Here is a 24,175-nt window from a genome sequence, read left to right on the forward strand (position 1 = left end):
CAGGACGCGCACCGGCCGCGGCGTTCCCCCGGACGGGGGAGGAGCCTCCCCCGCACACGGGAGGGACGGGCGCCCCGCCGGTCCTACGGTCGGATCATGGTTGGTTCCGAGGTTGACCACGATCGCCCGCGACGATGGCCGGCGTACGCGATGGCGCTGCTGATGCTCGGCTACGCCGCGGGGAAGGCCGTCTTCGCCCTGCAGGCCCGGCTCGGGTTCCCGGGCGGCCCGCCGGTGTCAGCGGCCGAGGCCGAGGGCTACTTCCTCGATCCGGCCCTGGCGCAGTGGACGGCGAGCGCGTCCGGCGTGCTGGGCGCGTGCGTCGCCGTCGTCACCGTCACGGCGCTGGGACGCAGGGCGCCCAGAACGCCGATGCTGCTCGTGCTGGCCGCGATGACGCTGGCCGTCCTCGGCGGCGGCGGGATCATGGCCCTGGACGGGTTCGTCGGCATCGGCGTGGGCTGGCGGTGGTATCACGGCGTCCTCGGCGTCGCCGCCATCGCTCTGTCCGTGGAGATGTTCCGGTCCTACGCGGCGGCGACGAGACGCGCCGCGGGCTGACCGGGACCGGCCGGGCGGGTACGGCACGGCGGCGGGTTCCGGCTCCGGACGCGGGACGCCGGAGTCGTGGTGCCTCCCCCGGCTTCACGCGCGCGCCCCCTCCCGGCCGTCCCGTGCGCCCCCTTCCGGCGGGGCCGCGCCGGAAGGGGGCGCGTGCGTGAAGCCATCAGGCGTCGGCGGCTCCCGGCCGCCGGCCGTCCTCGATCGCCGGTATCCGTGCCCGGCCGCCGATCGTCAGGCGTCCTCGGCCAGGACGCTTCCGTAGGCACGGGCGGCGAGGTCGGCGATGAGGCCGTGCGCGCCGAGCGGGTCGGCGCACTCGGCGCCGATCCGCGCCGCCGCGTCGCCCGCCAGGCCGGGGCCGGCCTCGGGTCCGATGAGACAGGGGGAGAGGGCGATGCGCCCGGCGCCGACGTCGCGGAGCCGCTCGGCCGCGGCGGCGACGTCCGGGCCGCCGTCCAGGGAGGCGACCAGCACGGGGAGGGTCAGCCGTGAGGCCAGCAGGACGGCCGTCGGCTGGGCCTCGGCCGCCCCGTTCGAACCGCCGACCGTGGCGAGGACGACCGCGTCGATGGGGCTTCCGACGTTGAGCAGCCGCATCCGGTCCGCGCGGGCCAGGTTCTTCTCGGCCAGGCGGATGTGCAGCGCCTCGGCGAGCAGCGGGTGCGGCCCGAGCGACTCGGTCACCCGCACCGCCGCCCCGCTCGCCGCGACCGCCGCGGCGATCACGCCGTCGGCGACCGGGTGCGGGCCGGTCAGCAGGGGAACCACGATGGCGGCCTCGCCGTCCGCGGGACGCTCGCGGGCCGCCGCCTCCAGCTCGGAGGTCAGCTCCTTGCCGTCCTCGCCGAGACCGGCGAGGCGTACTTCGATCTGTGGGTTGTCCACCCGGATCATGGACGCCAGCTCGGCGGCGACGCCTGACGCGTCGCCGAGCGTGGCGAGCACCAGCGCGGGTGCCTCGGGTGGGAGCTGGGAGGGCACGGGTCTGCGGTGCCGGCCGGAGGGCCGTACGGCGCGCCCGCGTACGGGGAGGCTGGAACTCTCACTCACAGGGGCGGACTCTAGGGGTATTTCTCCACCTTTGTTATTGAAAATGGCAGCAATTCCGTCACGACCTCCGGCATGCGGGCCGTACGGACGTCTCCGGATCCGGTTTCCTGTCGGGGCCGGTCCGGACGGTCACGGACCGTGGGCGACGGACCGTGGCCGCGGTCGGCGGGTGCGTGCCCGGGACTCTGACGGGTCGGCGGGTGCATGCCGGGGGACTCGAACGGGTCGGCGGATGCGCGTCCGGGGACTCGGTCGGGTCGGCGGACGCGTGCCCGGGGCCGCGCGGGTCGGCGGGTGCGTGCCGGGGGTCCGCGCGGGACGGGTCAGACGTCGCGGTACCCCTCCCACTCGTCCTCCAGGGCCGAGTGGATCACGGAGTCGCGCCAGGCGCCCCGGGCCCGCACGTGGTGCCTGATCCGGCCCTCCTCGACCATCCCGGCGACCAGCATCGCGAGCTGGGCCGCGGTGTTGGCGGGGGAGCGCGCGCCCCAGACGCGGTGCAGGCGCAGGTCCCGGAAACCGAACGCGAGCATCAGCCGGATCAGGTCGGTGCCGATGCCGCGGCCCCAGTGGTCGGGCCGCAGACCGAGGCTCAGCTCCGCGCTGTGCGGGTGGTCGGCGTCGATGCGCAGACGGGCCACGCCGATGGCGTCGTCACGGTCGGTCTCGGTCACGGCGAGCACGTACAGCCGCCGGGGCTCGACGCCGGCGGCGTCCGTCGCCTCGGCGACGATCTCCTCGACCTCCTCGCGGGTGCGCGGGTCGAACGGCAGGTGCTCGGTGGCGGTGGGATCGCCGTACACGGCATGGAACGCGTCCACGTCCGCGGCGGTCACTTCCCTCAGCCGGAGCCTCTTGCCGGAGATCTCAACGTGGCGCATGGGCAGACGCTAATGCCTCAGCTGTCCCAGAAGCTAGGGACCGACACCCCGATACCACCCCAAAAACCATGAAATACGCCGCGAGCCGGGTTCAGGGTGAAAAAAGGGTTGTTATCCCCCTCGTGGTCGCCCGCTCGCCCGGTCGCCCCGACGACGCCGGACGGTTCCCGCCTCCGGCCTGGATCCCGGACGCATCCCCGTACGACCATTCGGTGGATAGTGGACAATAAGCGGATGATCTTCGCTTCCGAGGTGCTCGTGGTCACCGGTCCCGCCCTGGTAGCCGACCTCCGGCTGCTCACCGAGGTGGCCGACCGTGAGTTCGCCGCACTCGGCGTCCAGGGCAGGGTGTCGCCGGCGGCCGACCTGGCCGCCTTCCGCGAGGCGCTGGAGTCGCCCGGCCCGGTGGTCGCCGTCCCCGGCCCCGACCCCGAGGCGCGAGCCCTGTTCGCCGGGCATCCGCGGGCCGTCTGGGTGGACCTCACCAAACCGGCCGCGCCGGGCGACCGGCTCCCCCCGCCCGCCTCGGGCCCCGGCGCGACGTACCTGTACGGGCGCGGGGTCGGCGGGCTGACCTGGGCGATCAGGCACGCCGTACACCGGCTGCGGTGGCCGGCCCGGCGGGTCCCCTACGGTGAGCACCCCGACCAGTGGGCCGACGTGCGCCTTCCGGAGGGCGGCGACGCCGGGCGGGCGCCCGTGGCGGTGCTGATGCACGGCGGCTACTGGCGCTCCGTCTGGGGCGCCGACCTGATGGACGCGCTCTGCGTCGACCTGGCCGGACGCGGCTTCGCCACCTGGAACCTGGAGTACCGCCGCCCCGACCTGCACGGCTGGGCCGCGACCACCGAGGACGTGGCGCGCGGCGTCGCACTGGCCGCCGGGGACGCCCCCGGACCGGTCGTGGTCATCGGCCACTCGGCGGGCGGCCAGCTCGCCCTGCGCGCCGCCGCCGACGACCGCCGGATCACCCTGGCCGTCTCCCTGGCCGGCGTCGTGGACCTCGTGGAGGGCGAGCGCAGGGACCTGGGGGACGGCGCGGTGGCGGCCGCCCTCGGCGGGACGGCCGACGAGGCACCCGAGGTCTACCGCGACGCGAGCCCGATGGAACGGCTGCCCCTGGGCGTCCCCCAGCTCGTCGTGCAGGGCGGGGGCGACAACCTCGACCTCCTCGATCTGGGCCGCCGCTACGCCCGCGCCGCCCAGGACGCCGGGGACGACGTGACGTACCTGGAGATGTCCGGCGGCCACTTCGACGTCATCGACGCCGCCTCCCCGATCTGGCGCGCCACCGCCGGCGCCGTCACCGGCCGCGTCCTCCCTCCCGGCCACGCCTCCCGCGGCCTCCCCCCGGAGGCGTGAGGGCGGGACCTACGGCGTCAGGGGCCGCCAGGGGACCGGGCTGGAGAGCACCATCATGCTCGACGGGTGTCCGTACGGCGCGAGCCGGTCGATCAGATCCTCGAACGCCGTCATCGACGAGGCGGCCACCCGCAGCAGGCAGCAGGTGTCGCCCGTCACCCGGTGCACCTCCAGGATCTCCGGCCAGGCCAGCGCCTGCTCGTCGCGCAGCACGCAACGCGGCCCGTAGCAGGACATCCTGATCAGCGCCGCCACCCCGCGCCCGGCCAGCGCCGGATCGATCCGCGCGTGGTAGCCGATGATCACCCCGGTCTCCTCCAGCCGCCGCACCCGCTCGGCCACCGCCGGGGCCGACATGTGCACCCGCCGGGCCAGCTCGCTGTAGGACAGCCGCGCGTCCCGCTGCAGCTCGCCCAGCAGGGCCCAGTCCATGGCGTCCACGGTCACACTCCGTCATGTCGCAAACCGAACCGGCCGGACGCCTTCCGTTCCGAAGGCGGAAGTCGCCCATCGCCTTTGGTTGATTATTTCGCAACACGCGACTCCGGAGCACCATGGAAGTGGATCGGAAACATGCGAGGAGTACACGATGACCGCCACCAGGCAGCTCAGCGAGCATGACCGCGAACTGCGGTCCATCGCCAACGAGGGCCTGCCCACGCTCGCCTTCGACAGCGCCACGCCGTACGACGACTACGTCGGGACGGCGATCCTGCACCGGCTCCAGCGCACCGTCACCGACGCCCCCGAGGAACTGGCGTTCCTGGTGACCACGCAGGTGATGGAGCTGTACTTCGGCCTGCTGCGCGCGGAGTGGCAGCTCGCCCAGCGCCAGCTCGACGAGGACGACGCCGACGCCGTGACCGCGACGATCAGGCGTTCCGTCCGGCACTTCGAGGCGCTCAACGCCGCCTGGGCGTCGCTGAGCTGGCTCACCCCGGCGCAGTTCAACCGGTTCCGCGACGCGCTCGGCGAGGCGTCGGGCTTCCAGTCGGCGGCCTACCGGCACGTGGAGTTCCTGCTCGGCAACAAGTCCGAGGCCCTGACCCGCCCGCACCGCCGCAGCCCCGAGACCTACCGGGAGCTGGTCAAGGCCCTCTCCGAGCCGAGCCTGTACGACTCGGTGCTCGCCTTCCTCGCCCGGCGGGGCCACGCGGTCCCGCGGGAGGCGGTCGAGCGCGACTACGCCGCCGACTACGAGCCCAGCCCCGAGGTCGAGGCCGTCTGGGTCGAGGTGTACGGCGGGCCGCTCGCCCCGCTCGGCGAGGCGCTGACCGATCTGGCCGAGAAGTTCTCCGACTGGCGCTACCGCCACGTGATGGCGGTGCGCCGCTCGATGGGCGCCAAGCCCGGATCCGGCGGGTCCAACGGCCTGGCCTGGCTGGAGCGCAGCATGCAGCGCCAGATCTTCCCCGAACTCTGGACCGCCCGCACCGTCATGTGAGCCGTACGGCCCGCCTCCCCGCACGGTTCGCGCTTTCCGGCGGTTCGCGCGGGGACGCGGACCATGCCGTGCCCACCCCGGGTGCCGTCGCGTCAGGCGCGGGGGTCCGCCGGAGTCGAGGAGCGCAGCGCGGCGACGAAGGCGGCGATGGCCGGATGGTCGCCTGACCCGCGGCGGAAGGCGATCAGCGTACGGCGGCGCATCGGCAGCTCCGCGAGCCGGACGCCGCCGGGCGGGTCGGCGGCTCCCAGTTCCGGCACGAGCGCGACGCCCTGGCCGATCGCGACCATCGCCAGCACGGTGGTGAAGTCATCGACGTGGTGCCGGATCCGCGGGGCGAACCCGGCCGCCTGGCAGGCCCGCACGGTCATCGCGTGGCAGAGGGTGCCGGGGGTCGAGGTGATCCAGGGGGCGTCGCGCCACCTCGCCAGTGGATCACCGCCGGTACCGTCTCCGGTCCCGCCGCCTCCGTTCCCGCCCGCACCTCCACCTGTTCCGTCGCGCCCGCCCGCGTCGCCGTACGCGTCCGCCCGCTCCGCCGGGAAGCCGGCGCCGTCCGGGAAGCCGGCGCCGTCCAGGGAGGCGGCACGGCCTGGGGAGGCGAGGAACATCGACTCCTCCAGCAGCGGCCGGGAGTCGAGGGCCAGGTCGGGGGCGGCGGGGACGAAGTCGTACTCGTGCACGAGGGCCACGTCCAGGTCGCCCGCCCGCAGGCGCGGCGCCACCTCGGCGGGGTCGATCTCGTCCACCATCGGCTCCAGCCCGGGATGGTCGCGGCCCAGGGCGGCCAGGGCCGCGGGCAGGATGGCGCGGGTGGCGGTGGGGAAGGCGCCGATCCGGACGGTGCCGGTCAGGTCGGTCCGCGCCGCGGCCAGCTCGGCCGCGGCCTGCTCCAGCCGTTCCAGCACGGCCTCGGCGTGGCCGACCAGCGCGATCCCGGCGGGGGTCAGCCGTACCCGGCGGCCGGTCCGTTCCAGCAGCGCCGTCCCGGCCTCCCGTTCCAGTACGGCGAGCTGCTGGGAGACGGCCGAGGGCGTGAAGGCCAGGGCCTCGGCGACCGCGGCGATCGTGCCCCGGTGGGCCAGTTCGCGCAGCAGGCGGAGACGTCGCACATCCAGCATCAGTTCAGCTTAACGTTCTCGGAAGAAAAGCGAACTGGACCTGCACGGTCGGCGGCCGGGAAGCTGGAGGCATGAACCTGAACGGTGTCCTCGTCCCGCTCGTCACCCCGTTCGCCGAGGACGGCGAGATCGCCCTCGCGGCGCTCGAAGACCTGGCGTACGCCGCCCTCGACGAGGGCGCGACCGGGCTGGTCGCCCTCGGCACCACCGCCGAGGTCGCCACCCTGGCCCCCGACGAACGGCAGGCGGTCGTCGAGGTCTGCGGCCGGGTGTGCCGGGAGAGGGGCGCGACGCTCGTCGTCGGGGCCGGGTCGAGCGACACCCGCGGATCGGCCGCCGCCCTGCTCGCCCTCAAGGACCGCGCCGACGCCGCGCTGGTCACCGTGCCGTCCTTCGTCCGGCCGTCCGAGGCCGGGGTGCTCGCCCACTTCGCCGCGCTGGCGCAGGAGACCCCGGTGCCGCTCGTCGTCTACAACATCCCCTACCGGACCGGCCAGTCCGTCGGCGCCGCCACCCTGCGGCGGCTGGGGGAGCTGCCCATGGTGGCCGGGGTCAAGCACGCCGTCGGCGGCGTCGACCAGGACACCGTCACCCTGCTGGCCGACCCGCCCGAGGGGTTCGCGGTGCTCGCCGGCGACGACCCGTTCTTCTCCGCGCTGCTCGCGCTCGGCGCCTCCGGCGGAATCCTCGCCTCCGCCCACCTGCTCACCGCCCGGTTCGCCGAGCTGGCGCGGGCGTGGCACGCGGGCGACGTCGCGCACGCCCGGACCCTGGGGCACCGGCTGTCCGTCATGTCGGCGAGCCTGTTCACCGAACCCAACCCCACGGTCCTCAAGGGCGTGCTGCACGCCCAGGGCCGGATCCCGACCGCGGCCGTCCGGCTGCCGCTGATCCCGGCCTCCCAGGCGTCGGTCGACGCCGTCCTCCGGCTCCTCTGACCACGCGGCCGGGGCGGTCAGGAAGGCCAGGAGGTCAGGAGGTCTGGCAGCCAGGGCACCAGAACAGGTTGCGGCCGGAGAGGACCCCGGTGCGGACCTCCGCCCCGCACAGGAGGCACGGCATGCCGAAGCGCCGGTAGACGTAGACCTCGCCGCCGTGGCCGTCCACCCGGGGCGGGCGGCCCATCGCCTCCGGGGTGTGCTCGGGCCGGACCGTGTCGATCCGGCCCACGCGCACCCCCTCGGCCATCAGGAACACCAGGTCGTCCCAGATGGCGGCCCACAGCTCGCGGGTGAGGTCGCGGCCGGGCCGCGCCGGGTCCACCCCCTGGCGGAACAGCGCCTCGGCGCGGTAGATGTTGCCCACGCCCGCCACCACCGACTGGTCCATCAGCAGGACGCCGATGGAGGTGCGGCTGCGGCCGATCCGCCGCCAGGCGAGCTCGGGGTCGGCGTCCGCGCGCAGCGGGTCCGGGCCGAGCCTGGCGTGCAGAGCCTTCTTCTCACCCGGGTCGAGCAGCTCGCAGGTATTGGGTCCGCGCAGGTCGGCGTGGTGGTCGGGGCCGGTCAGGCGCAGCCGCACCGCGCCGACCGGGGCGGGCGCGGGCACCGGGCCGAAGGCGTACTTGCCGTAGATGCCCAGGTGCACGTGGAGCCAGGTGTCGTCGTCGAAGCCGAGCAGCAGGTGCTTGCCGTGCGCGTCGGTCTCGCGCAGCACCCGCCCGTCGATCCGGGCGGCCCCGGCGGCGAACCGGCCCTGCGGGCTCTCGGCGCGGATCGCCCGGCCGCCGAACAGCTCGCGGTGCCGCGCGGCCAGACGGTGGATGGTGTGTCCCTCAGGCATGATGCGCACAGGATACGGCGCGTCCGGCGCCCACCCGTACGGAGCCGGTTCAGCCGGGCCCGGGGCCGATGCCGGTGGGCCGCGCGGAGCCGGCGACGGTGGGACCGAGCCACGCGAGCGGGTGGGGGCCGGCGACGGTGGGACCGAGCCACGCGGCCGGGTGGGAGCCCGCGCGGTCGGGGCCGGGTGCGAACGCGCCCGAGACGAAGCCGATCGACATTCCGAGGACGGCCGCGCCGAGAACCGCCGCGGTGAGACGCCGTGAACGCATTGTTTCCTCCATCGGGATCGATCGCGGGTGCCACGTGGCGCCCGCGTCCTGCCGGTCGGATCGGGGACGCGCCAGGTGAACGCGGGCTCTTCTCCGCCCCGCCTCGCGGTCTCTCCGGAAAGCCTCCCGGCCGTTCGACGGGTGGCTTTTCCGGAGACATGTCCCATCGTGGACCGGTCCGCTCAACGGACTGTTGCAGGCGGACGCAGCGGACTGTTGCAGGGGGATTGCCGCCTCAGAGCCAGCCGTACTCCTCGGCGATCAGCGCCGCCTCCGCGCGGGTGCTCGCCCCCGTCTTGCCGATGGCCGAGGACAGGTGGTTGCGCACCGTGCCGTTGGACAGGGACAGGGCTCTGGCGATCTCGGCCACCGTGCCGCCGCCGCGCGCCTGCCGCAGCACGTCGCGTTCCCGGGCGGTCAGCGGACCGGCGCCGCTGGCCAGGGACTCGGCGGCCAGGGCCGGATCGACCACCCGCAGCCCGGAGTGCACCCGCCGCACCGTGTCGACCAGGTGCTCGGGGGAGGAGTCCTTCACCACGAACCCCGCGGCGCCGTTCTCCATCGCCCTGGCGAAGTAACCGGGCCGTCCGAAGGTCGTGCAGATCACCACGCGGCACGAGGGAAGCGCCGCGCGCAGTTCGGCGGTGGCGGCCAGCCCGTCCATCCCCGGCATCTGCACGTCGATCAGCGCCACGTCCGGGCGGGCGCGGCGGGCGGCCTCCACCACCTCGTCGCCCCACCCCACCTGGGCGACCACCTCGATGTCCGGCTCCAGCGCGAGCATCGCGGCCAGCGCGCCCCGGACGAGCGCCTGGTCGTCGGCGAGCAGCACCCTGATCACGATCGGCCCGCCAGCAGCCGGAAACCGCCCTCGGGCAACGGGCCCGCCTCCAGCCGCCCGCCCGCCGCGCGCAGCCGTTCCGCCAGGCCCACCAGGCCGTTCCCGGGCCCGTGCGAGCGGGCGGGGGACCGGCCGTCGTCGCGGATCTCCAGCGACGACTCGCCGAGCCGTACCTCGCACCGGGCGGCGCCGCTGTGCCGTACGACGTTCGTGACCCCCTCGCGCAGCACGTACGCGAACGGTTCCCGCAGGTCGGGGGAGACGTGGTCCATGGCGTGCGGCAGCGTGGCCCGGATGCCCGCCGCCCGCAGCGCCGCGCGGGCCCCGGCCAGCTCGACGGCCAGCGACGGCCGGCGGCGGCCGGAGACGGTCGCGCGGACCTCCGCGTGCGCCTCCCGGGAGAGCCGTTCGGCGTCGCGCAGTTCGGCCACCGTCCGTTCCCGGTCCGCCCCGCTCTCCAGCAGGCGGCGGGCCAGACCGGTCTTCGCGGTGATCGTCGTGAGGGTGTGCCCGAGGACGTCGTGCAGGTCCCTGGCCAGCCGGGCCCGCTCCGCCGCGGTCGCCAGCGTCGCGATCTCGTCGCGGGCCTGGCTCAGCTGGACGATCAGCCGGACCAGCATCATGATCGCCACCGGCGTGACGGTGCCCGGGATGACCGCGATCCCGGCGTCCGCGTCCACCGAACCGGTCACCGCCCAGACCACGGCCAGCCGCCCCGCCGCGGCCACCAGGCCCAGCAGGACGCCCCAGCGGGCGGGCAGCAGCCACACGGCCGCGGCGAGCGCGTAGACGAGGCGGTCCAGACCGGCCAACGGGTCGTCCTGGAGCAGGACCAGGCCGCCGCCCAGCGCGAACAGCCCGCAGAGCAGCGCGATCCGCGCCCGGGGCGGCCACCCGGTGCCCATCGCCACCCCGGCGACCCAGACCGCCGCGTAGCAGACCGCCAGCACCGCGGCCGCGGCGCTGGCCGGCCCCGCGTCCGGCCGGACGGCCTCCGCGACGGCATGCCAGACCGGCCAGGCCGCGGCCAGGACCAGTACGGCGACGCCCCGCGCCGCCGTCCACCGGCCGCCCCCGCTGCCGACGCTCCGGACCGGCCACGCCGCGGCGGCGAACAGGCCCTGATCTCGCATGGTGATCACCCTAGTTCCCCGTCGGGCGGCGGACCTCCGCCCGACGCCCTGTCTCCACCCGGCCGCCGCACCCTGAGCCCGCCGTCGCCACGGACCCGCCGTCACACCCGGGACCGTGGTCATCCCGGGGCCGCCGTCACCTCGGAGACGATCCCGGGACGGCCCTTGTCCCCGAAGGGACCGCCGCGCCGGTCAGGTGCGCGCACTGTCCCGCCGGTAGCGGGCGACGACGGCCGCGCCCAGCACCACCGTGTAGAGCGCCAGCACCGCGACCGCCGTGCCGAGCCGGGCGTCGCCGGTCGCCGCCGCGTGCCCCAGCTCGGCCAGCCAGTAGCTCGGCAGCACCTGGGCGACGGCCACGAGCCCCGTGGGGAACACGGAGGCCGGGATGAGCAGCCCACCGAGGAAGCTGAGCACCAGTGCGAGCCCGCCGTAGACGACCTGCGCGTTCCGCGCGGTGACGAGCTGCCCGGCCAGCAGGCCGAGCAGGGCGAACGGCACGGTTCCCAGCCAGCATCCGAGAACCGCCCAGGCCCGGCCGCCCGCCGGCAGCTCCACCCCCGACACGGACGCGGCCAGCACCACGCCGACCACCGGGGGAAGCGCCACCAGCATGGCCACCGATGCCTTCGCCACCAGGTAGCCCCCGCCGGAGAGCGGGGTCAGGCGGAGCTGGCGCTGCCAGCCCGAATTCCGCTCCACCGCCGTGCGGGCCCCGGTGTCGAGCGCCGCCTTGAGCGCTCCGAAGGCCGCGAGCCCGCCCATCGTGTACGCGGCGGAGCCCCGGCCGGCGGCGCCGGTGGACATGCCGGCCTCCAGGAGGAAGAGCCCGACCGGCAGGACCACGGCGAACAGGAGGAACTTCGTGTCGCGCAGCGCCCGCCTGATCTCGAACGTCAGATATCCCGCCATGGTCACACCTCCTCCGCGAGAGGCGCGGTCAGCCGGAGGAACGCCTCTTCCAGGCTCAGCGCCCGGACCTCGACGTCGTGCGCGGCGGGGAAACGCGTCATCAGCTCCCGCAGCAGCGCGGCCGAGTCCGCGCAGCGCAGCTCGGCGCGGTCGCCGCGCAACTCCACGGCGGTCACCCCGGGCAGCGCCAGCAGCTCCTCCGGTCGGGCGCCCGGCACGGCGGCGCGAACCGTCCAGCCGCCGGCCTCGGAGACGACGGCGGCGACCGGGCCGTCGGCCACGACCCTCCCGCCCCGCACGAGGACGACACGGTCGGCGTGCTTCTCCGCCTCCTCCAGATGGTGGGTGGCGAACAGCACGGTACGGCCGGCACCGGTGAGGGAGCGCACCGCGGCCCAGAACTCCCGGCGGACGCCCACGTCCATCGCCGAGGTCGGTTCGTCGAGCACCAGCAGGCCCGGGTCGGACACCAGCGCCATGGCGAACCGGACCCGCTGCTTCTGACCGCCGGAGAGCCTCGCCGAGCGCCGCCCGGCGAGGTCCTCCACCCCGGCCCGGCGCAGCGCCTCCGCAACCGGCAGCGGCGCGCGGTGCAGCGAGGCGATCATCGCCACGATCTCGCGGACGGTCACGTCGTCGAGCAGCGCCGCCTCCTGGAGCATCACGCCCACCGCGCCGTCGCGCACCGCCTCGGCGGGCGTCCGCCCCAGCAGCCTGACCTCGCCGGAGTCCGGCCTGGTCAGGCCGAGGAGCATGTCGATCGTCGTGGACTTGCCCGCCCCGTTGGGCCCGAGCAGCGCCACCACCTCACCCGGCTCGACGAGAAGGTCGATCCCGTCCACGGCGCGCACGTCGCCGTAGTGTCTGCGGAGGCCGTGTGCGGCCACCGCGTGTCGATGCGTTCGTTCCATGCCGCAAGCCTCCGCCGCGGACGGGTCCTTCTCCTCGGCCGTCTGTCACGACCGGCCCACGACAGATGTCACGGGTCACTCGGCACGGGCCGTCGGCGCGGGCCGTCGGCGCGGCGAGGGACCCGCCTGTCCCGGCCGGTGCCGGAGCCGGAGCAGATCAGTCCGGCCGGTCCGGTCAGACGGTCCGGTGACCGTGGCGCGAGTGGACGGCGACCGCGGCCGTGTGCGCCGTCGCGGCGAGGAGCGCCCCGGCGGCGTAGGCGGCCAGGTCGGCCGCGCCGAACGTGCTGCCGAGCACCAGCCGGGCGAGCACGCTCGCCTCCGACAGCGCCGCCGGGACCGGGGTGAGCTGGGCGAACTCCACCGCCCAGCTGAACGCCAGCGCGCAGGCCGCCGCACGGAACGGCGAGACCCGCGGAACCGCCGCGACGACGAGCGCGTGCACGAGCACGGTGTACAGGGCGTCCCCGGCGTACTTGCCGAACCAGCCGCCGGTGAGCGCGCGGACCCCCAGCCCGGCGGCAACCGTGAGGGCGACCGCGAGGACGGCGGGCAGCCGCGCGCGGACCGCCTCGAACCGGCGGGGAGGGCCGGCGGTGGGCGGGGTGTCCGGGGAGGTGCGGGGGGCGGCGGGCACGGCCACACCATAGCGGCCGCACCGCACCGCACCGCGCGGCACGGCACCGCACCGCGCGGCACGGCACCGCGCCGCGCCACACGGCACCGTGCCGCCCGTGCCGCCCGTGCCGTTCGTGCCGTTCGTGCCGTTCGTGCCGTTCGTGCCGTTCGTGCCGTGCGGCGCCGTCCCGCGAGGCCGGGGCGGGCCGCCGGCGCCGGTGCTCTCGTGGCCGGCGGTCAGGAGGGCTGGAGCTCGTCGAAGAGGGCGAGGGCCTGGGCGGGGTCCGGGCTCACGAGGCGTTCCAGCCCGGCCGCCGTCATCTCCGCCCACCTGCCGGCCCGCGCCTGCATCCGTTGCTCGAAGGCGCGGACGGCCTCGTCCAGATCGCCGGGGGCGGCGACGGCCTCGGCGAGTTCGGCGCCTTCCAGCAGCGCGAGGTTCGCACCCACCCCCAGCGGGGGCATCAGGTGGGCGGCGTCGCCCAGCAGCGTCACCCCGGGGACGTGGGCCCAGGTGTGGGACACGGGCAGGACGTGGAGGGGACGGTGGAAGAAGGCGGTGCCGTGGCGCAGCAGGTCGAGGACGGGAGCGGCCCAGCCGTCGAACAGCGCCAGCAGGGCCGACCGTACGGCCTCGGCGTCGGTCAGGTCCAGGCCCCCGTCTAGGCTCGCGCCCATGCCGGTGTTCAGGCCCATGTGCCGGTCCGGGTCCGTGTGCCAGTCCAGCGGCGCGCGGAACTGGGCGTACACCTTGACGTGGCCGCCGCTGTTGCGCTGGGCGACGAGGCCGCGGTTCACCCCGTACACGGCCACGGCGCCGTCGCCGATCATCCGGGCGAGGCCGGGGTGGCGGGTGTCGACGTCGTCCAGGGAGGTCTCGACCGCGGTGATGCCGGTGTAGTGCGGCGTCGCGGACGAGACCGCCGGACGGACCCGGGACCAGGCGCCGTCCGCGCCGACCACGAGGTCGAACGTCTCCTGCCGCCCGTCGGCGAAACGGACCAGCGCGCCGTCCCGGGTTCCCGGCGTCACCTCCGTCACCTCCCGGCCCCACCGGACGTCGAGGGGGCCGAGCAGCAGGTCACGGAGCTGCCCACGGTCGATCTCGGGGTTGGCCCGCTCATCCGGGCGGGGCCGCCAGTCGCGGAGGACGGTTCCGTCGGTGTCCAGGATGCGCATGGCCTGCCCCTCCGGGCGGGACAGCGCCTGGAACCCCGCGAGCAGCCCCGCCTTGTCCAGCGCGAGCTGGCCCATCTTCTCGTGCAGGTCCAGCGTGCCGCCCGGGGGGCGGGCGTCGGGGGCGGGATCGCGTTCGAGGACGGTGACGGGGTGACCGTGTCGATGCAGGACGCGGGCGAAGGTGAGGCCGGCGGGTCCGGCTCCGATCACAGCGATACGGTGTCTCATATCGATACACTGTATTGATCTGTTGCACTGTATCGCAACAGTACGATGTGGCCATGACCGTGTGGGATCGTCCGGAGCCGCCGGCCCGCCCCGTGCCGCTCGACCGGGAGCGGATCGTCGCCGCCGCCATCGCGCTGGCCGACGAGGGCGGGCTGGAGGCGGTGTCGCTGCGCAAGGTCGCCGCCCGGCTGGACGTCGGCCCGATGCGGCTGTACGGATACATCTCCACCAAGGAGGAGCTGTTCGACCTCATGGTGGACGAGGCCTACGCCGAGATCCTCCCCGAGGAGCGGCCCGGTGACTGGCGGGAGGCGCTGCGCCTCCTCGCCTGCCGCACCAGGCGGGCCGCCCTCCGCCACGAATGGCTGGCCGACCTGCTCGGCGGCCGTCCGGCCCTGGGCCCGAACGCCCTCGCCGTGAGCGACACCACGCTGGACGCCCTCGACGGCCTCGCCGGCCTCGACACCGTCATGCGCGCCGTGGAGACCGTCAGCGCCTACTTCATCGGCGCGATCAGACGCGAGGTCGCGAACCTGCGGGCCGAGCGCGCCACGGGCCTGTCCGACCGCGACTGGCAGCGCGCCTCCGGCCCGCACGTGACGAGGATGCTGGCCACGGGCCGCTTCCCGGCGCTGGCCAAGTTCGTGCACGACGGCACGGAGGTGGACGCCGAGACGTCCTTCACGACCGGCCTGGACTGGGTCCTCGACGCCGTGGCCGCCAAACTCGCCCCGCCGCCGATCGACGCCGTGGCCGCCAAACTCGCCCCGCCGCCGATCGACGCCGTGGCCGCCAAACTCGCCCCGCCGCCGATCGACGCCGTGGCCGCCGGACCCGCCCCGCCGCCGTCGGCTGACGCCGGGACGTCAGCCGGTGACGGGCCGGGCGGGGAGGCCGTGCGGGCGGGCCTTCGCCAGGACGGTCTCGGCCGTCCCGCAGAGCCGTACGGCGAGTAGGAAGCGGTGCCGGTCGCCGATCCGGCGCGGCTCGAAGGAGATGTGCGCGAAGGGCGCCCGCGGCGTGCTCGTCCTCGCCAGCCGGTCCAGCTCCCGCTCGACCCGGGCCCACTCCTCACCCCGGACGTACTGGCGCATGATCGAGTGCCAGACCACGGTGAGCGTGCCGGGCTCCGGCCGTACCCGCGCCAGGAAGTCGGCGGCGCCGATGGCCTCTACCTGAGCGGGGACCCGCGCGGCCACCCGCAGGGCGCCCTCCAGCCGGGCGAGGCGCGCGGTCTGGTCGGGCCAGACGTAGGCGCGCAGCGCCAGCGCGCCGCCGGGGGAGAGCGGGTCGATGGGCGCCGGGTCGCAGCCGCGCCGCTCGATGAAGGTCAGCTCCGGGCGCTCGGCCGCGGCGTCCAGGAGCCAGACGGGCGGGGCGTCCGCCCAGGCGTCGTCCAGCACGACCGGGGAGTCGGCGGGCCCCCAGGCGAAAGCGCCGGCGGTGTAGCGGAAGCGGTCGGCGCGCAGGTTCAGCCCGGCGCTGGCACCCAGCTCGAACAGCCGGATCGGCAGCGGGGCCGCCCCGGTGACCTCCAGCAGCCCGGCGATCAGGAGGTTGGACCTGCCGACCTCGTTGGTCTGCGGCGGACGGGTCATCCAGTCGCGGACCCACCCCGGCTCGGCGGCGACGGCGTCGCGGAAGGCCCGCCAGCAGGGCTCCGGGTCGTCCGGGTCGAACGAGCCGCCCGTGCTGGGGTAACAGGCCGCCAGGTCCGGGGCCCGGCCGGTGAGGGCCAGGGCGTGCACGCCGCCCAGCAGTCGCAGCGCGACGGCGTCGGGCCCGGGGGCGTCCTCGTACCCGGCGAGCGCGGCGGCGCAGGGACCTCCCTCGCGGACGTCCTCCGCCACCCGCTCCAGCAGGAACGCGTACAGCGGTGAACCGAGGCTCCGGCAGGCCCGGGCCTGGTGCTCGACCATGACGGCGGCGCGCTCGCGGGACATCGGATCCCTCCTGACCGGGCGCCGGTCCACCCGATCGCCCGACCGGGCGCCGACTCACCCGCATACCGACGAGCATGCACCCCCGCCGATCCGCGCGGCCGGGCGGGGGCGGGTCAGGTTCGGTCGTGGCGCGTGCCGGAGTCGGGGCCGGTCTCTCAACGGCGCAGGGCGAGGACTCTGCGCAGGGTTCTGCCGATCTCTTCCAGCTCGTGCAGGGAGAGACGTCCGGCGAAGTCGCCGAGCCGGGACACATCGGCGGCTCTGATCTGATCGACCAGGACCCGGGTTCTCTTACCGTTCAGCTCGATCTCCGGGCGGTAGAGGGCGGGGCCGGCACTCGTGGAGGTCGGTGCGACGATTTGGGTGGACAGCGCGGACAGGAAATCGGCCTGCAGCAGCACCGCGAAGCGCTCACCCCGTTGTTCGTGACCCACGGTGTCGCGAAGCACCCGCAGGCGATAGACGTCACCACGCATCGGCGTCACCCAGCGCTCGTTGGATGGCGCGGATCTCGGCCAGATCGTCAGGGTCGGAGGCCAGTCTTTCCGCGTCGGCGCGGGCCTGCTCCATCCATCGAAGCCGTCCCGCGATGTGGATGGCCTCGCGGACCACCTCGTTCGTGGACCTGCCGTCGGCGGTCAGCTCGGAAAGAACCCTCTCCGTGTCCGGATCGATCTCGACTGTCAGCATGCCCATATCTTCACTGTACGACGGCTGGTCTCGCAGGCGTTCGAGCGATTTCCGTAACTGATTAGGCACTTAATGTGATCGATGGGGAACGGTCAGAGCCCGGCCACCTCATGGGAGGGGACCCGGCCGAGCAGCCGCCGGACCGCCGCGGCCACCCAGATCGTGCCCAGCCCCGCCCACATGACCAGCAGCGGGACGCTCTCCGGCCGCTGGAGGGCCGGCCACAGCGCGGGCAGCGCCGGTGACACCGCGATCGTCAGCGCCAGCAGCCCCGCCCACCCGGCGAGGACCTTGCGGGCGCGCGGCGCGGCGGTGTGGGCCGCCTCCTGGACCGGGGTGACCAGCGCCAGCAGCGCCGCGCCCGCCGTGCCCGTCACCGGCTGCGACAGGGCGACGCCCGTGCCCAGCAGCGCCGCGCCCGCGAGGAGTACGGCGCAGCACAGGACCGCCGACCGCACCTCGCCGCGCCGGAACAGCAGCCGGGTGTACGAGCCGCGGGCCAGCCCGAGCGTGACCAGTGACTCGGCCACCCACATCGTCCAGTGGGCCACCGCGGCCAGCACGAAGACGACGATGAGCGGGGGGATCAGGGGCAGCGCGAGCATCCATCGGGCGCTCAGGCCGCCCGGCAGCCGCGACACCGCCCGGTACAGCGGGTTGCGCCGCTTGAGCGCCACCACGAGCAGCTCCCGCGCGTGGTCCGCCCCGGGACTGAGCCGCAGCACCTCCCGGAACGCCCGCGCCGCGTCCAGGGCGGCGCCGAAGGCCAGGTGGATCCGGCCGTACACCAGGTGCGCGGCCGGCGACTCCGGGTCGAGCCGCACCGCGTCGGAGGCGGCCGCCAGCGCACCCGGCCGGTCTCCCAGCTCACCGAGGGCCACCGCGAGGAGACCGGTGAGCCGGCTGCCGTGCGGGTCGAGGGCCAGGCCCCGCCGGGCGGCCTGCGCCATCAGCGGCCACTCCTCGCGGTCCCCGTGCACCCGCGTCAGCAGCTCCCAGATCTGCGCCTGGTCATGGTCGATCGCCAGCGCGGCCCGCGCGGCGCGCAGCGCCTCCTCCGAGCGGTCCGCGTGGTAGAGGACCTGGCCCGCCGTGTGGTGCGTGTACCAGTGGCCGGGGGCCAGCCGTACCGCCTCGACGGCCTCGGCGACGGCCTCGTCCACCGCCCGCCGGGAGATCAGGGCGAGCGCGAGCAGGCAGTGCGCGGCCACGTGCCCGGGGTCGAGGGCCAGCGCGCCGCGCAGCTCCCGTTCGGCGGCCTCGGCGCGGCCCAGCTCCAGCAGGGTCCGCGCCCGCTCCACGGCCGCGGCCGGGCCGTCCCCCGGGGAGGCCGCCGGACCCCCGGAGCCTCGAAGTCCCGGGCCGTGCGGCCCGGGACCGTGTGAACCGGGGCCCCGCGGGCCGGATCCCTCGAAACCGGTCGTGCTCACCGCAGATCACGCAGCCAGGGCAGCAGGTCGTCCCACACGCCGCTCTCGTTGGCGTGCAGCACGTAGTTGCGCGCCGTGCCCAGCCACTCCCGTACGGCGGTGGGCCGCATCGTCCTCGCGGCGGCCATGAGGTCCGGGGTGGACAGCGGGACCGGCCGGCCCGCCCGGATCGACTCCTGCAGCTTGGCCTCGACCGCGCGGTCCACCAGGCCCTTGAGGTCGGCGCCGACGAACCCCTCGGTGGCCTTGGCCACCTTGTCGAAGTCGATCTTCTCCAGGGGCTTGTCGCGGCACATCAGCGAGAGCATCGCGGCCCGCGCGGCGACGTCCGGCGGCGGCACGAACACCATCTGGTCGAACCTGCCGGGGCGGCGGAAGGCCACGTCGATGTACCAGGGGGCGTTGGTCGCCGCCAGCACCAGCACCCCCTCGTTGGCGTGCTCGTCCACCCCGTCGAGCTCGGCGAGGAACTGGTTGACGATCTGCCGGCTGTGGGCCTGGCGCATGTCGGAACGACGGGCCGCGAGCGCGTCCACCTCGTCGAAGAACAGCACGCACGGGCGGTTCCGGCGGGCCATCTCGAAGGTCGCGCGCAGGTTGCGCTCGCTCGACCCGGTCCACATGTCGAGGATGTCGGCCAGCCCGACGTCGATGAACGCCGCGCCCAGCTCACCGGCGGCGGCCCGCGCCAGGTGCGTCTTGCCCGCGCCGGGCGGCCCGTACAGCAGCACCCCTCCGCCGGCCCGCTTGCCGTACGCCGCGAACAGCTCCGGCTGCATGACCGGCAGCAGGAGCTTCATCCGCAGCGACTCCTTGACCTCCTCCATCCCGGCCACGTCGGAGAAGTCCACCCGGGAGCGCTCCACCTCCGCGGTCGGCTCCGCCTCCGCCGAGCCGTACGGCGCGCCGTCCGCGGGCTGCGGCGGCGTGTACGGGGGCGGCGGCGAGGCGGGGATCAGCGGGGGAAGCGGGGGCGCGGACGGCGAGGCGGGGGCCGGTGCGGCGGGGATCAGCGAGGGCGGCTGCGCGGCCGGGGCCGGAGCCCGCGGTGCCGGAGCGGGCGGCACGGGAGCCTGCGGCACCGGGGCGGCGGGCGGGGCGTCCTCCAGGCCGAGCCGGGCGGCGAGCTCGGGGTCGGCCTGTGACGGGTCACGGCCGACGGCGTGGCGGTACCAGTGGACGGCGCCCGGTCTGTTGACCGGAAGCGCCGCCCTGACCATGAGCATGTCGACGCGTATCGGGCGGTCGGGCATGGACACCAGCGGGTCGAGTGTTCTCAGCGCCCGGTTGTACTCGCCCAGCCCGACGTACGCCTCCGCCAGGCCGATCGTGAGATCGACGTCGCCGGGGGAGAGCGCGAGCGCCGCCCGGTGCTCGTCCGCGGCCTCGGCGAAGCGGTCCGCCGCCAGCAGCAGGCCGGCCAGGTGCCGCCGCAGCGGGAGGTTCTCCGGGGAGAGGCGGGCCGCCTCGCGCAGCGCGTTGAGCGCGGTCTCGTCGGTCACGTGACGGGTCCTTTCACAGCCGGACGTGAGCTTCGTGTCGGTTCCGGGGATTCGCCCTTTTTGGAACCGGGCACGATCTCACCACCAACCCGGCGGTTACGCGACTCGGCGGGTGTCCCCGTGGCGTCTGCCGGCGGCGGGGAGGAGAACCCGCCCGAACCACGCGATGCCTGATACGGCGCGTCTCATGATGACGAAGCGGGGCGCCTCATCGTGACGGCGGAGCCGGCGGGCGGCGCATCGCCCAGACGCGCGGGCCGCCGCCGGGCACCCGGATCTCGCCCGTCACCTCGAACCCCAGCCGCCGGTAGAAGCGCACGTTGCCCTCGGACGAGGTCTCAAGGACGGCGGGCAGGCCGACGCGGTCGGCCTCGGCCAGGCCGGGGCGCAGCACCGCCGTACCCGCCCCGCCGCCCTGCCGCTCCGGAAGCACGCCCACGGTGGCCAGCACGAACGACGGCTCACCGGTCCGCAGCACCGCGCAGGCGGACTCCGCCGCGAGCATCGCCGCGTGACGGTCTCCGGACAGCTCCTCCTCCCGGTCGGCGAGCCCCTGCCAGACCTCGCCCGGCACCGGGCGGTCGGGCCGCAGCCACACCGCCACGGCCGCCATCCGCCCGTCGCCGCCGTCCGCGGCCCACACCTCCCCGTACGGCAGGCCGACCTCCTCGACCGTGATCCGGAACAACCCGGCCAGCCGTTCCCGGTGCCGGTCGGCGGCGACCGTCCAGCTCGTCCAGGCGTACCCGTCGAAGGCCCGTGCCAGCACCCCGGCGGCCTCGGCCGCCTCCCCGGGTCCGATCCCGCGCACCGCCATCCCAGGTCCGATCCCGCGCACCTCCCGCACGGCACAACCACCTCTCCCGTCGTTCCGGACGCCGCAGGCGAGCGTATCCCCATGCCCGCCCCCGGCGGGGCATGGCTCTTCCGCTGTTCATCGCCCCCACCGGCTTGAATCCTCCCCGTTCCGGGCCGGCGTCCTGAGCGTGAATGTTTCAGAGACGTCGCGGCTCTCCGTCGATATCCGGCGAGGTCACGATTTCGCAGGAGCGCCGCGAGAATTCCGGGACTCGCCGGGGGTGGGCGGCGCTGTCATTCTTTCCAGGATGTCCGTCGCGAGACCCGAGGGAGAGTCAAATGGGCAGAGCTCGATCGCTGGCCGTCACCGCGGCACTGGCCACCGGCCTGGCGCTGTCGGTGGGAACGGCCCCCGCCCAGGCCGACAGCATCAGGTACGTCTATTACCTCTACTCCGACTGCCTCAACGGCGGAAACCTCGGTATCCAGTGGGGATGGTGGACCTCCTACAATTGCGTCTACACGGAAAGCTACGGGCCGAAATGGGCGTTGTGGGCCTGACCGTCGGCTGACGGAATTCCTTTCATGCTTCATCCGCGATAAAGGCCGATCCCGTACGCCGGCGGCGCGGTCCGGAGCTCAGGGGGCGGTCCCCGGAGCCCAGGAAAGCGGTCCGGAACTCAAGGAGAAGAGGGCCGCTGCGCCTCGTGCCGAGCGGCTTCGCCGTCCCGGCGGCTGCTCAGCACGGCGTCGAAGACCTGAGCCAGTTCGGCGGCGTCCTCACCGGCATGGTGCGTATGCGGAAGGTCCGTGATCCTCAGGCGCTGCTTGATCTCGCTCTTGCGCGAACCGGCCCATTCGCAACCGGTCATCCCCATCCAGTAACTCCGCAGGTCAAGACCGGCTCCCGAGGCGTTGAAGGGACTCTTGCCGAGAAAGCGGAGGAAGTACCAGTGGGTGAACATGCCGTCGAAGACGGCGGGGCCGCCCAGGAAGACCGGCCGGCCGATCCGGCGCAGGCCGTTGACCCAGCGCGCGGCCGCGGCCATGGCGTCCTCGGCCGCCGGAGCCTCCCGCACCAGACGGTCGCGGTCGAGCCCGGAGACCGCGAGGGCCTCCGGCACGAAGTCGTCGGAGATGGGCCTGAGCTCGGTGTAGAAGGTCAGCTGGGGACGGCCGACGACGGCCATCCCCAGCGAGATCATGCTGTAGGGGCCGGGAATGGGCCCGTCCGCCTCCACGTCGACGGCCACGTAGAGCTCGGGGAGTCTCGTCACCCGGATCACGTTAGCGGGGCGACCGGGAGGCTTCACCGGATTCACGCCCTCCTGCGGAGATGCCCGGCGAGGACGTCCGCCACCGCGAGCGGATGACCTGGCCGGGAACGGTGCGGCCGCCTCTCACCGGGCAGCGACTGCACCTCCGGGTGAGACCGGGAAGTCGAGACCTGGTGGCGGTACCGGCAGGGCGTCGCCGAGGCGCTCGCGGCCGTGAGGTGCTCCGCGCGCGGCGGCATGACGTCATGCCTCACCCGACGCCCTGATCCGCGGGGGAGGGGAATAGCCTTGATTGCGGATGTTTTCGTCATCCGAAATGGAGCGGATCAATGTCCCGGACATATGACCCCCGCCACACCGCCGTCCTGCTGGTCGACCCCTACAACGACTTCCTGTCCGAAGGCGGCAAGATCTGGCCGCGCGTGGAGTCCGTGGCCAGGCAGGTCGGGCTGCTGGACCATCTGCGTTCCGTGATCGAAACGGCCCGGGACGCCGGCGTACGGGTGGTGTTCGTCCCGCACCGCCGCTGGGAGCCGGGCGACTACGAGACCTGGAACCACCCCAACCCCACCCAGCGCGCCATCATGGAGCGGCACAGTTTCGCCCGCGGCACCTGGGGCGGGGAGTTCCACCCCGAGTTCCAGCCGCAGCCCGGCGACGTGGTGACCGGGGAGCACTGGGCGCAGAGCGGGTTCGCCAACACCGACCTCGACTTCCAGCTCAAGCAGCACGGCGTCACCCACGTCGTGCTCGTCGGCCTGCTGGCCAACACCTGCATCGAGTCCACCGGCCGATTCGCCATGGAGCTCGGATACCACGTCACGCTGGTCCGGGACGCCACCGCGGCGTTCCTCCCCGAGATGATGCACGCCGCCCACGAGCTGAACGGCCCCACGTTCGCCCACGCCATCACCACCACCGGCGAACTCACCGCCGCGCTCGGGGGAACGCGCGCATGACACCGGCCGGAGGGCCGCGGGGCGGGACGGCCTCCTCCGAATCCACGAACCTCTCGTTCTCCTTCACGCGTACAGTTCCGAGCATGAGCACTCACACATCCGGCGTGTCGGCCTGCACGACGCGAGGAGGCCGGCCGGCCTTCGTCGTGAACGTCGAGGTCTTCCTGGAGAGGGACGGCCGTTGGCTGCTCATCCGGCGTGGGATGGGGGAGTCCCATGCTCCCGGTGCCCTCGCCGGTGTCGGCGGCAAGGTCGAACTCGACGGAGCCGGAGCCGACGTGCTGGAGGAGACGACGCGCCGGGAGGTGGCGGAGGAGATCGGCGTCGACATGACGGGAGCCGCGCTCGTCTATGCGGGAAGCGGATTCTTCGTGACCGACGACGGCGACCCGGTGATCAACGTGGTGTTCCGGGGCGAGCTGCCGGCGCACGCCGAGCCCGTGGCCGCCTCGGCGGAGGAGGTGGCCGGGTTCGTCTGGCTCACCGTCGCCGAGGCCGAGTCGACCGCGGACTGCCCGCCGTGGGTTCTCCGCGGTCTGCGGCGTGCGGCCTCGTAGGACGGTTTCGCCCCTTGGCCGCCCTCGCAGCGGCGTGACGGCTGCCTGAAGCGAGGGAAGAGGACCTCACCGGCGCGGGGCGGGAGAGCCGGCGATCGACGGCGGGGGCTCAGTAGTAACCCTTGGTGCCGTCGAGCAGTTCCCTGACGGTGTCGAGGTGGCCCACGTGCCGGGCGGTCTCCTCGACCATGTGGATCAGCATCCAGCGCAGGGTCGCGCCGGCCGACCGGTATTCGGGGTGCTTGCCCACGTCGTCCAGTGCGTGGGCGGCGATGATCTCGTTGGAGATCCGGCACTGCCGCTCGAACTCGTCGAGCAGCCGGGCGAGCGGGACTCCCTCGACCCGCATGTCGGCGTCGTCCACGTCCTCGTCGAACTGCGGGTTGCCGTCGGCCGGGCGGCCCAGGAAGAGGACCTCGAACCAGCAGTGCTCGGTCCAGCGCATGTGGGAGACCAGCCCGGCCACCGTCATCAGCGGCGAGGTGGGCAGCACCGGCCGGTACGCGTCCTCCTCCGGCAGCCCCTCGCATTTCCATCGGACGAGTGCGCGCTGCATGTCGAGCCAGCCGACGAGCTGGGTCCGCTCATCGGCGACGAAGGGAGGACGAACGCGGGGAAGGGTCATGGCCGCCGACGATACTTCGGTCTCCCGCGACGCCGCACCACGTTTTGGCCGGAGACCGCTCCCCGGACGCGCCGTACCGGGCGAGGCGCGTGTCCGA

28 protein-coding genes are annotated in these 24,175 nt (G+C 74.4%); 8 read left to right on the forward strand and 20 right to left on the reverse strand.

Features of this window, described 5'->3' with window-relative positions:
* Positions 1 to 96: 96 nt before the first annotated feature.
* The gene (locus ACFYSC_RS33085) at positions 97 to 561 is read left to right on the forward strand and encodes a hypothetical protein (RefSeq protein WP_389969451.1); all 465 of its coding nucleotides are present in this window, start codon (positions 97 to 99) and stop codon (positions 559 to 561) included.
* Positions 562 to 795: 234 nt separating this feature from the next.
* On the opposite strand, the gene ACFYSC_RS33090 is transcribed toward ACFYSC_RS33085, so the two are convergent.
* Together ACFYSC_RS33090 and ACFYSC_RS33095 are read right to left on the reverse strand one after the other, a co-directional pair.
* Positions 796 to 1,614 carry a sirohydrochlorin chelatase gene (locus tag ACFYSC_RS33090; RefSeq protein WP_389969453.1) on the reverse strand — a complete coding sequence of 273 codons (819 nt, stop codon included), beginning with the start codon at positions 1,612 to 1,614 and terminating at the stop codon, positions 796 to 798.
* A gap of 323 nt (positions 1,615 to 1,937) precedes the next feature.
* Positions 1,938 to 2,495 carry a GNAT family N-acetyltransferase gene (locus tag ACFYSC_RS33095; protein WP_389969455.1) on the reverse strand — a complete coding sequence of 186 codons (558 nt, stop codon included), beginning with the start codon at positions 2,493 to 2,495 and terminating at the stop codon, positions 1,938 to 1,940.
* Positions 2,496 to 2,729: 234 nt separating this feature from the next.
* On the opposite strand from ACFYSC_RS33095, the gene ACFYSC_RS33100 reads away from it, so the two are divergent.
* A complete protein-coding gene (locus tag ACFYSC_RS33100; RefSeq protein ID WP_389969457.1) occupies positions 2,730 to 3,857 on the forward strand; it encodes an alpha/beta hydrolase in 1,128 nt (375 codons plus the stop codon).
* A 9-nt stretch (positions 3,858 to 3,866) separates the two neighbouring features.
* On the opposite strand, the gene ACFYSC_RS33105 is transcribed toward ACFYSC_RS33100, so the two are convergent.
* Entirely contained in the window at positions 3,867 to 4,289 is a 423-nt protein-coding gene (locus tag ACFYSC_RS33105; RefSeq protein ID WP_362946458.1) for an Lrp/AsnC family transcriptional regulator, read from the reverse strand.
* A 157-nt stretch (positions 4,290 to 4,446) separates the two neighbouring features.
* Between ACFYSC_RS33105 and ACFYSC_RS33110 the strand changes: the two genes are divergently transcribed.
* Positions 4,447 to 5,301 (forward strand): tryptophan 2,3-dioxygenase, encoded by an 855-nt coding sequence (locus tag ACFYSC_RS33110; RefSeq protein ID WP_389969459.1) that lies wholly within the window; start codon positions 4,447 to 4,449, stop codon positions 5,299 to 5,301.
* Between the two features lie 92 nt (positions 5,302 to 5,393).
* On the opposite strand, the gene ACFYSC_RS33115 is transcribed toward ACFYSC_RS33110, so the two are convergent.
* Positions 5,394 to 6,422 carry a LysR family transcriptional regulator gene (locus tag ACFYSC_RS33115; protein WP_389969461.1) on the reverse strand — a complete coding sequence of 343 codons (1,029 nt, stop codon included), beginning with the start codon at positions 6,420 to 6,422 and terminating at the stop codon, positions 5,394 to 5,396.
* Positions 6,423 to 6,493: 71 nt separating this feature from the next.
* On the opposite strand from ACFYSC_RS33115, the gene ACFYSC_RS33120 reads away from it, so the two are divergent.
* A complete protein-coding gene (locus tag ACFYSC_RS33120; RefSeq protein ID WP_362946426.1) occupies positions 6,494 to 7,360 on the forward strand; it encodes a 4-hydroxy-tetrahydrodipicolinate synthase in 867 nt (288 codons plus the stop codon).
* 34 nt (positions 7,361 to 7,394) lie between these two features.
* Here the strand turns inward: ACFYSC_RS33120 and ACFYSC_RS33125 are convergent, their stop codons facing one another.
* The 8 genes from ACFYSC_RS33125 to ACFYSC_RS33160 all read right to left on the reverse strand — a co-directional run bounded on the left by ACFYSC_RS33125 (position 7,395) and on the right by ACFYSC_RS33160 (position 14,297).
* On the reverse strand, positions 7,395 to 8,204 hold the full coding sequence (locus ACFYSC_RS33125; protein WP_389969463.1) for an Fpg/Nei family DNA glycosylase: 810 nt from the start codon (positions 8,202 to 8,204) through the stop codon (positions 7,395 to 7,397).
* Positions 8,205 to 8,253: 49 nt separating this feature from the next.
* Complete coding sequence (locus ACFYSC_RS33130) at positions 8,254 to 8,475, reverse strand: hypothetical protein (RefSeq protein WP_389969465.1); 222 nt, start codon at positions 8,473 to 8,475, stop codon at positions 8,254 to 8,256.
* A 235-nt stretch (positions 8,476 to 8,710) separates the two neighbouring features.
* Complete coding sequence (locus ACFYSC_RS33135; protein WP_389969467.1) at positions 8,711 to 9,316, reverse strand: response regulator transcription factor; 606 nt, start codon at positions 9,314 to 9,316, stop codon at positions 8,711 to 8,713.
* Positions 9,313 to 10,449: a sensor histidine kinase gene (locus ACFYSC_RS33140; RefSeq protein WP_389969469.1), complete on the reverse strand. Its 1,137-nt coding sequence runs from the start codon at positions 10,447 to 10,449 to the stop codon at positions 9,313 to 9,315. The genes ACFYSC_RS33135 and ACFYSC_RS33140 overlap by 4 nt, the downstream gene beginning before the upstream one ends.
* Positions 10,450 to 10,641: 192 nt before the next feature.
* Complete coding sequence (locus ACFYSC_RS33145; protein WP_389969471.1) at positions 10,642 to 11,361, reverse strand: ABC transporter permease; 720 nt, start codon at positions 11,359 to 11,361, stop codon at positions 10,642 to 10,644.
* A gap of 2 nt (positions 11,362 to 11,363) precedes the next feature.
* A complete protein-coding gene (locus ACFYSC_RS33150; protein WP_389969473.1) occupies positions 11,364 to 12,272 on the reverse strand; it encodes an ABC transporter ATP-binding protein in 909 nt (302 codons plus the stop codon).
* A gap of 175 nt (positions 12,273 to 12,447) precedes the next feature.
* Complete coding sequence (locus ACFYSC_RS33155) at positions 12,448 to 12,909, reverse strand: DUF2809 domain-containing protein (protein ID WP_389969475.1); 462 nt, start codon at positions 12,907 to 12,909, stop codon at positions 12,448 to 12,450.
* A 218-nt stretch (positions 12,910 to 13,127) separates the two neighbouring features.
* Positions 13,128 to 14,297 carry an FAD-dependent oxidoreductase gene (locus tag ACFYSC_RS33160; RefSeq protein ID WP_389969477.1) on the reverse strand — a complete coding sequence of 390 codons (1,170 nt, stop codon included), beginning with the start codon at positions 14,295 to 14,297 and terminating at the stop codon, positions 13,128 to 13,130.
* Between the two features lie 53 nt (positions 14,298 to 14,350).
* Here ACFYSC_RS33160 and ACFYSC_RS33165 point away from each other — a divergent pair, with 53 nt between their 5' ends.
* On the forward strand, positions 14,351 to 15,253 hold the full coding sequence (locus tag ACFYSC_RS33165) for a TetR/AcrR family transcriptional regulator (RefSeq protein WP_389969479.1): 903 nt from the start codon (positions 14,351 to 14,353) through the stop codon (positions 15,251 to 15,253).
* On the opposite strand, the gene ACFYSC_RS33170 is transcribed toward ACFYSC_RS33165, so the two are convergent.
* The 6 genes from ACFYSC_RS33170 to ACFYSC_RS33195 form a co-directional block, all read right to left on the reverse strand.
* Positions 15,164 to 16,240: a DUF2332 domain-containing protein gene (locus tag ACFYSC_RS33170; protein WP_389969481.1), complete on the reverse strand. Its 1,077-nt coding sequence runs from the start codon at positions 16,238 to 16,240 to the stop codon at positions 15,164 to 15,166. The genes ACFYSC_RS33165 and ACFYSC_RS33170 overlap by 90 nt on opposite strands.
* 155 nt (positions 16,241 to 16,395) lie before the next feature.
* A complete protein-coding gene (locus tag ACFYSC_RS33175) occupies positions 16,396 to 16,716 on the reverse strand; it encodes a type II toxin-antitoxin system PemK/MazF family toxin (protein ID WP_389969584.1) in 321 nt (106 codons plus the stop codon).
* Positions 16,706 to 16,936 (reverse strand): hypothetical protein, encoded by a 231-nt coding sequence (locus ACFYSC_RS33180; protein WP_389969483.1) that lies wholly within the window; start codon positions 16,934 to 16,936, stop codon positions 16,706 to 16,708. Before ACFYSC_RS33180 ends, ACFYSC_RS33175 begins: the two co-directional genes overlap by 11 nt.
* 86 nt (positions 16,937 to 17,022) lie before the next feature.
* On the reverse strand, positions 17,023 to 18,231 hold the full coding sequence (locus ACFYSC_RS33185; RefSeq protein WP_389969485.1) for a tetratricopeptide repeat protein: 1,209 nt from the start codon (positions 18,229 to 18,231) through the stop codon (positions 17,023 to 17,025).
* A gap of 125 nt (positions 18,232 to 18,356) precedes the next feature.
* Complete coding sequence (locus ACFYSC_RS33190) at positions 18,357 to 19,862, reverse strand: AAA family ATPase (RefSeq protein WP_389969487.1); 1,506 nt, start codon at positions 19,860 to 19,862, stop codon at positions 18,357 to 18,359.
* Positions 19,863 to 20,070: 208 nt separating this feature from the next.
* Complete coding sequence (locus ACFYSC_RS33195; protein WP_389969489.1) at positions 20,071 to 20,709, reverse strand: GNAT family N-acetyltransferase; 639 nt, start codon at positions 20,707 to 20,709, stop codon at positions 20,071 to 20,073.
* Positions 20,710 to 20,999: 290 nt separating this feature from the next.
* On the opposite strand from ACFYSC_RS33195, the gene ACFYSC_RS33200 reads away from it, so the two are divergent.
* Complete coding sequence (locus ACFYSC_RS33200; RefSeq protein ID WP_389969491.1) at positions 21,000 to 21,221, forward strand: hypothetical protein; 222 nt, start codon at positions 21,000 to 21,002, stop codon at positions 21,219 to 21,221.
* Positions 21,222 to 21,340: 119 nt separating this feature from the next.
* Here the strand turns inward: ACFYSC_RS33200 and ACFYSC_RS33205 are convergent, their stop codons facing one another.
* The gene (locus ACFYSC_RS33205) at positions 21,341 to 21,937 is read right to left on the reverse strand and encodes an exonuclease (protein WP_389969492.1); all 597 of its coding nucleotides are present in this window, start codon (positions 21,935 to 21,937) and stop codon (positions 21,341 to 21,343) included.
* 329 nt (positions 21,938 to 22,266) lie between these two features.
* Between ACFYSC_RS33205 and ACFYSC_RS33210 the strand changes: the two genes are divergently transcribed.
* Positions 22,267 to 22,896, forward strand: a complete 630-nt coding sequence (locus ACFYSC_RS33210) for an isochorismatase family cysteine hydrolase (protein ID WP_389969494.1) — start codon at positions 22,267 to 22,269, stop codon at positions 22,894 to 22,896.
* 83 nt (positions 22,897 to 22,979) lie between these two features.
* Entirely contained in the window at positions 22,980 to 23,453 is a 474-nt protein-coding gene (locus ACFYSC_RS33215; RefSeq protein ID WP_389969496.1) for an NUDIX hydrolase, read from the forward strand.
* A gap of 109 nt (positions 23,454 to 23,562) precedes the next feature.
* Here ACFYSC_RS33215 and ACFYSC_RS33220 read toward each other — a convergent pair whose 3' ends face one another.
* Entirely contained in the window at positions 23,563 to 24,078 is a 516-nt protein-coding gene (locus tag ACFYSC_RS33220; RefSeq protein ID WP_389969498.1) for a DinB family protein, read from the reverse strand.
* Positions 24,079 to 24,175 lie beyond the last annotated feature (97 nt).

This window comes from Streptosporangium sp. NPDC004379 (genome assembly GCF_042873875.1).
Taxonomy (GTDB): domain Bacteria; phylum Actinomycetota; class Actinomycetes; order Streptosporangiales; family Streptosporangiaceae; genus Streptosporangium.

Coding starts and splice junctions, on each gene's coding strand:
- ACFYSC_RS33085 (WP_389969451.1), top strand. CDS start 97: ATGGTTGGTTCCGAGGTTGACCACGATCGCCCGCGACGATGGCCGGCG.
- ACFYSC_RS33095 (WP_389969455.1), bottom strand. CDS start 2,495: ATGCGCCACGTTGAGATCTCCGGCAAGAGGCTCCGGCTGAGGGAAGTG.
- ACFYSC_RS33100 (WP_389969457.1), top strand. CDS start 2,730: ATGATCTTCGCTTCCGAGGTGCTCGTGGTCACCGGTCCCGCCCTGGTA.
- ACFYSC_RS33105 (WP_362946458.1), bottom strand. CDS start 4,289: ATGGACTGGGCCCTGCTGGGCGAGCTGCAGCGGGACGCGCGGCTGTCC.
- ACFYSC_RS33110 (WP_389969459.1), top strand. CDS start 4,447: ATGACCGCCACCAGGCAGCTCAGCGAGCATGACCGCGAACTGCGGTCC.
- ACFYSC_RS33115 (WP_389969461.1), bottom strand. CDS start 6,422: ATGCTGGATGTGCGACGTCTCCGCCTGCTGCGCGAACTGGCCCACCGG.
- ACFYSC_RS33120 (WP_362946426.1), top strand. CDS start 6,494: ATGAACCTGAACGGTGTCCTCGTCCCGCTCGTCACCCCGTTCGCCGAG.
- ACFYSC_RS33125 (WP_389969463.1), bottom strand. CDS start 8,204: ATGCCTGAGGGACACACCATCCACCGTCTGGCCGCGCGGCACCGCGAG.
- ACFYSC_RS33130 (WP_389969465.1), bottom strand. CDS start 8,475: ATGCGTTCACGGCGTCTCACCGCGGCGGTTCTCGGCGCGGCCGTCCTC.
- ACFYSC_RS33140 (WP_389969469.1), bottom strand. CDS start 10,449: ATGCGAGATCAGGGCCTGTTCGCCGCCGCGGCGTGGCCGGTCCGGAGC.
- ACFYSC_RS33145 (WP_389969471.1), bottom strand. CDS start 11,361: ATGGCGGGATATCTGACGTTCGAGATCAGGCGGGCGCTGCGCGACACG.
- ACFYSC_RS33150 (WP_389969473.1), bottom strand. CDS start 12,272: ATGGAACGAACGCATCGACACGCGGTGGCCGCACACGGCCTCCGCAGA.
- ACFYSC_RS33160 (WP_389969477.1), bottom strand. CDS start 14,297: ATGAGACACCGTATCGCTGTGATCGGAGCCGGACCCGCCGGCCTCACC.
- ACFYSC_RS33165 (WP_389969479.1), top strand. CDS start 14,351: ATGACCGTGTGGGATCGTCCGGAGCCGCCGGCCCGCCCCGTGCCGCTC.
- ACFYSC_RS33170 (WP_389969481.1), bottom strand. CDS start 16,240: ATGTCCCGCGAGCGCGCCGCCGTCATGGTCGAGCACCAGGCCCGGGCC.
- ACFYSC_RS33175 (WP_389969584.1), bottom strand. CDS start 16,716: ATGCGTGGTGACGTCTATCGCCTGCGGGTGCTTCGCGACACCGTGGGT.
- ACFYSC_RS33180 (WP_389969483.1), bottom strand. CDS start 16,936: ATGGGCATGCTGACAGTCGAGATCGATCCGGACACGGAGAGGGTTCTT.
- ACFYSC_RS33200 (WP_389969491.1), top strand. CDS start 21,000: ATGGGCAGAGCTCGATCGCTGGCCGTCACCGCGGCACTGGCCACCGGC.
- ACFYSC_RS33210 (WP_389969494.1), top strand. CDS start 22,267: ATGTCCCGGACATATGACCCCCGCCACACCGCCGTCCTGCTGGTCGAC.
- ACFYSC_RS33215 (WP_389969496.1), top strand. CDS start 22,980: ATGAGCACTCACACATCCGGCGTGTCGGCCTGCACGACGCGAGGAGGC.
- ACFYSC_RS33220 (WP_389969498.1), bottom strand. CDS start 24,078: ATGACCCTTCCCCGCGTTCGTCCTCCCTTCGTCGCCGATGAGCGGACC.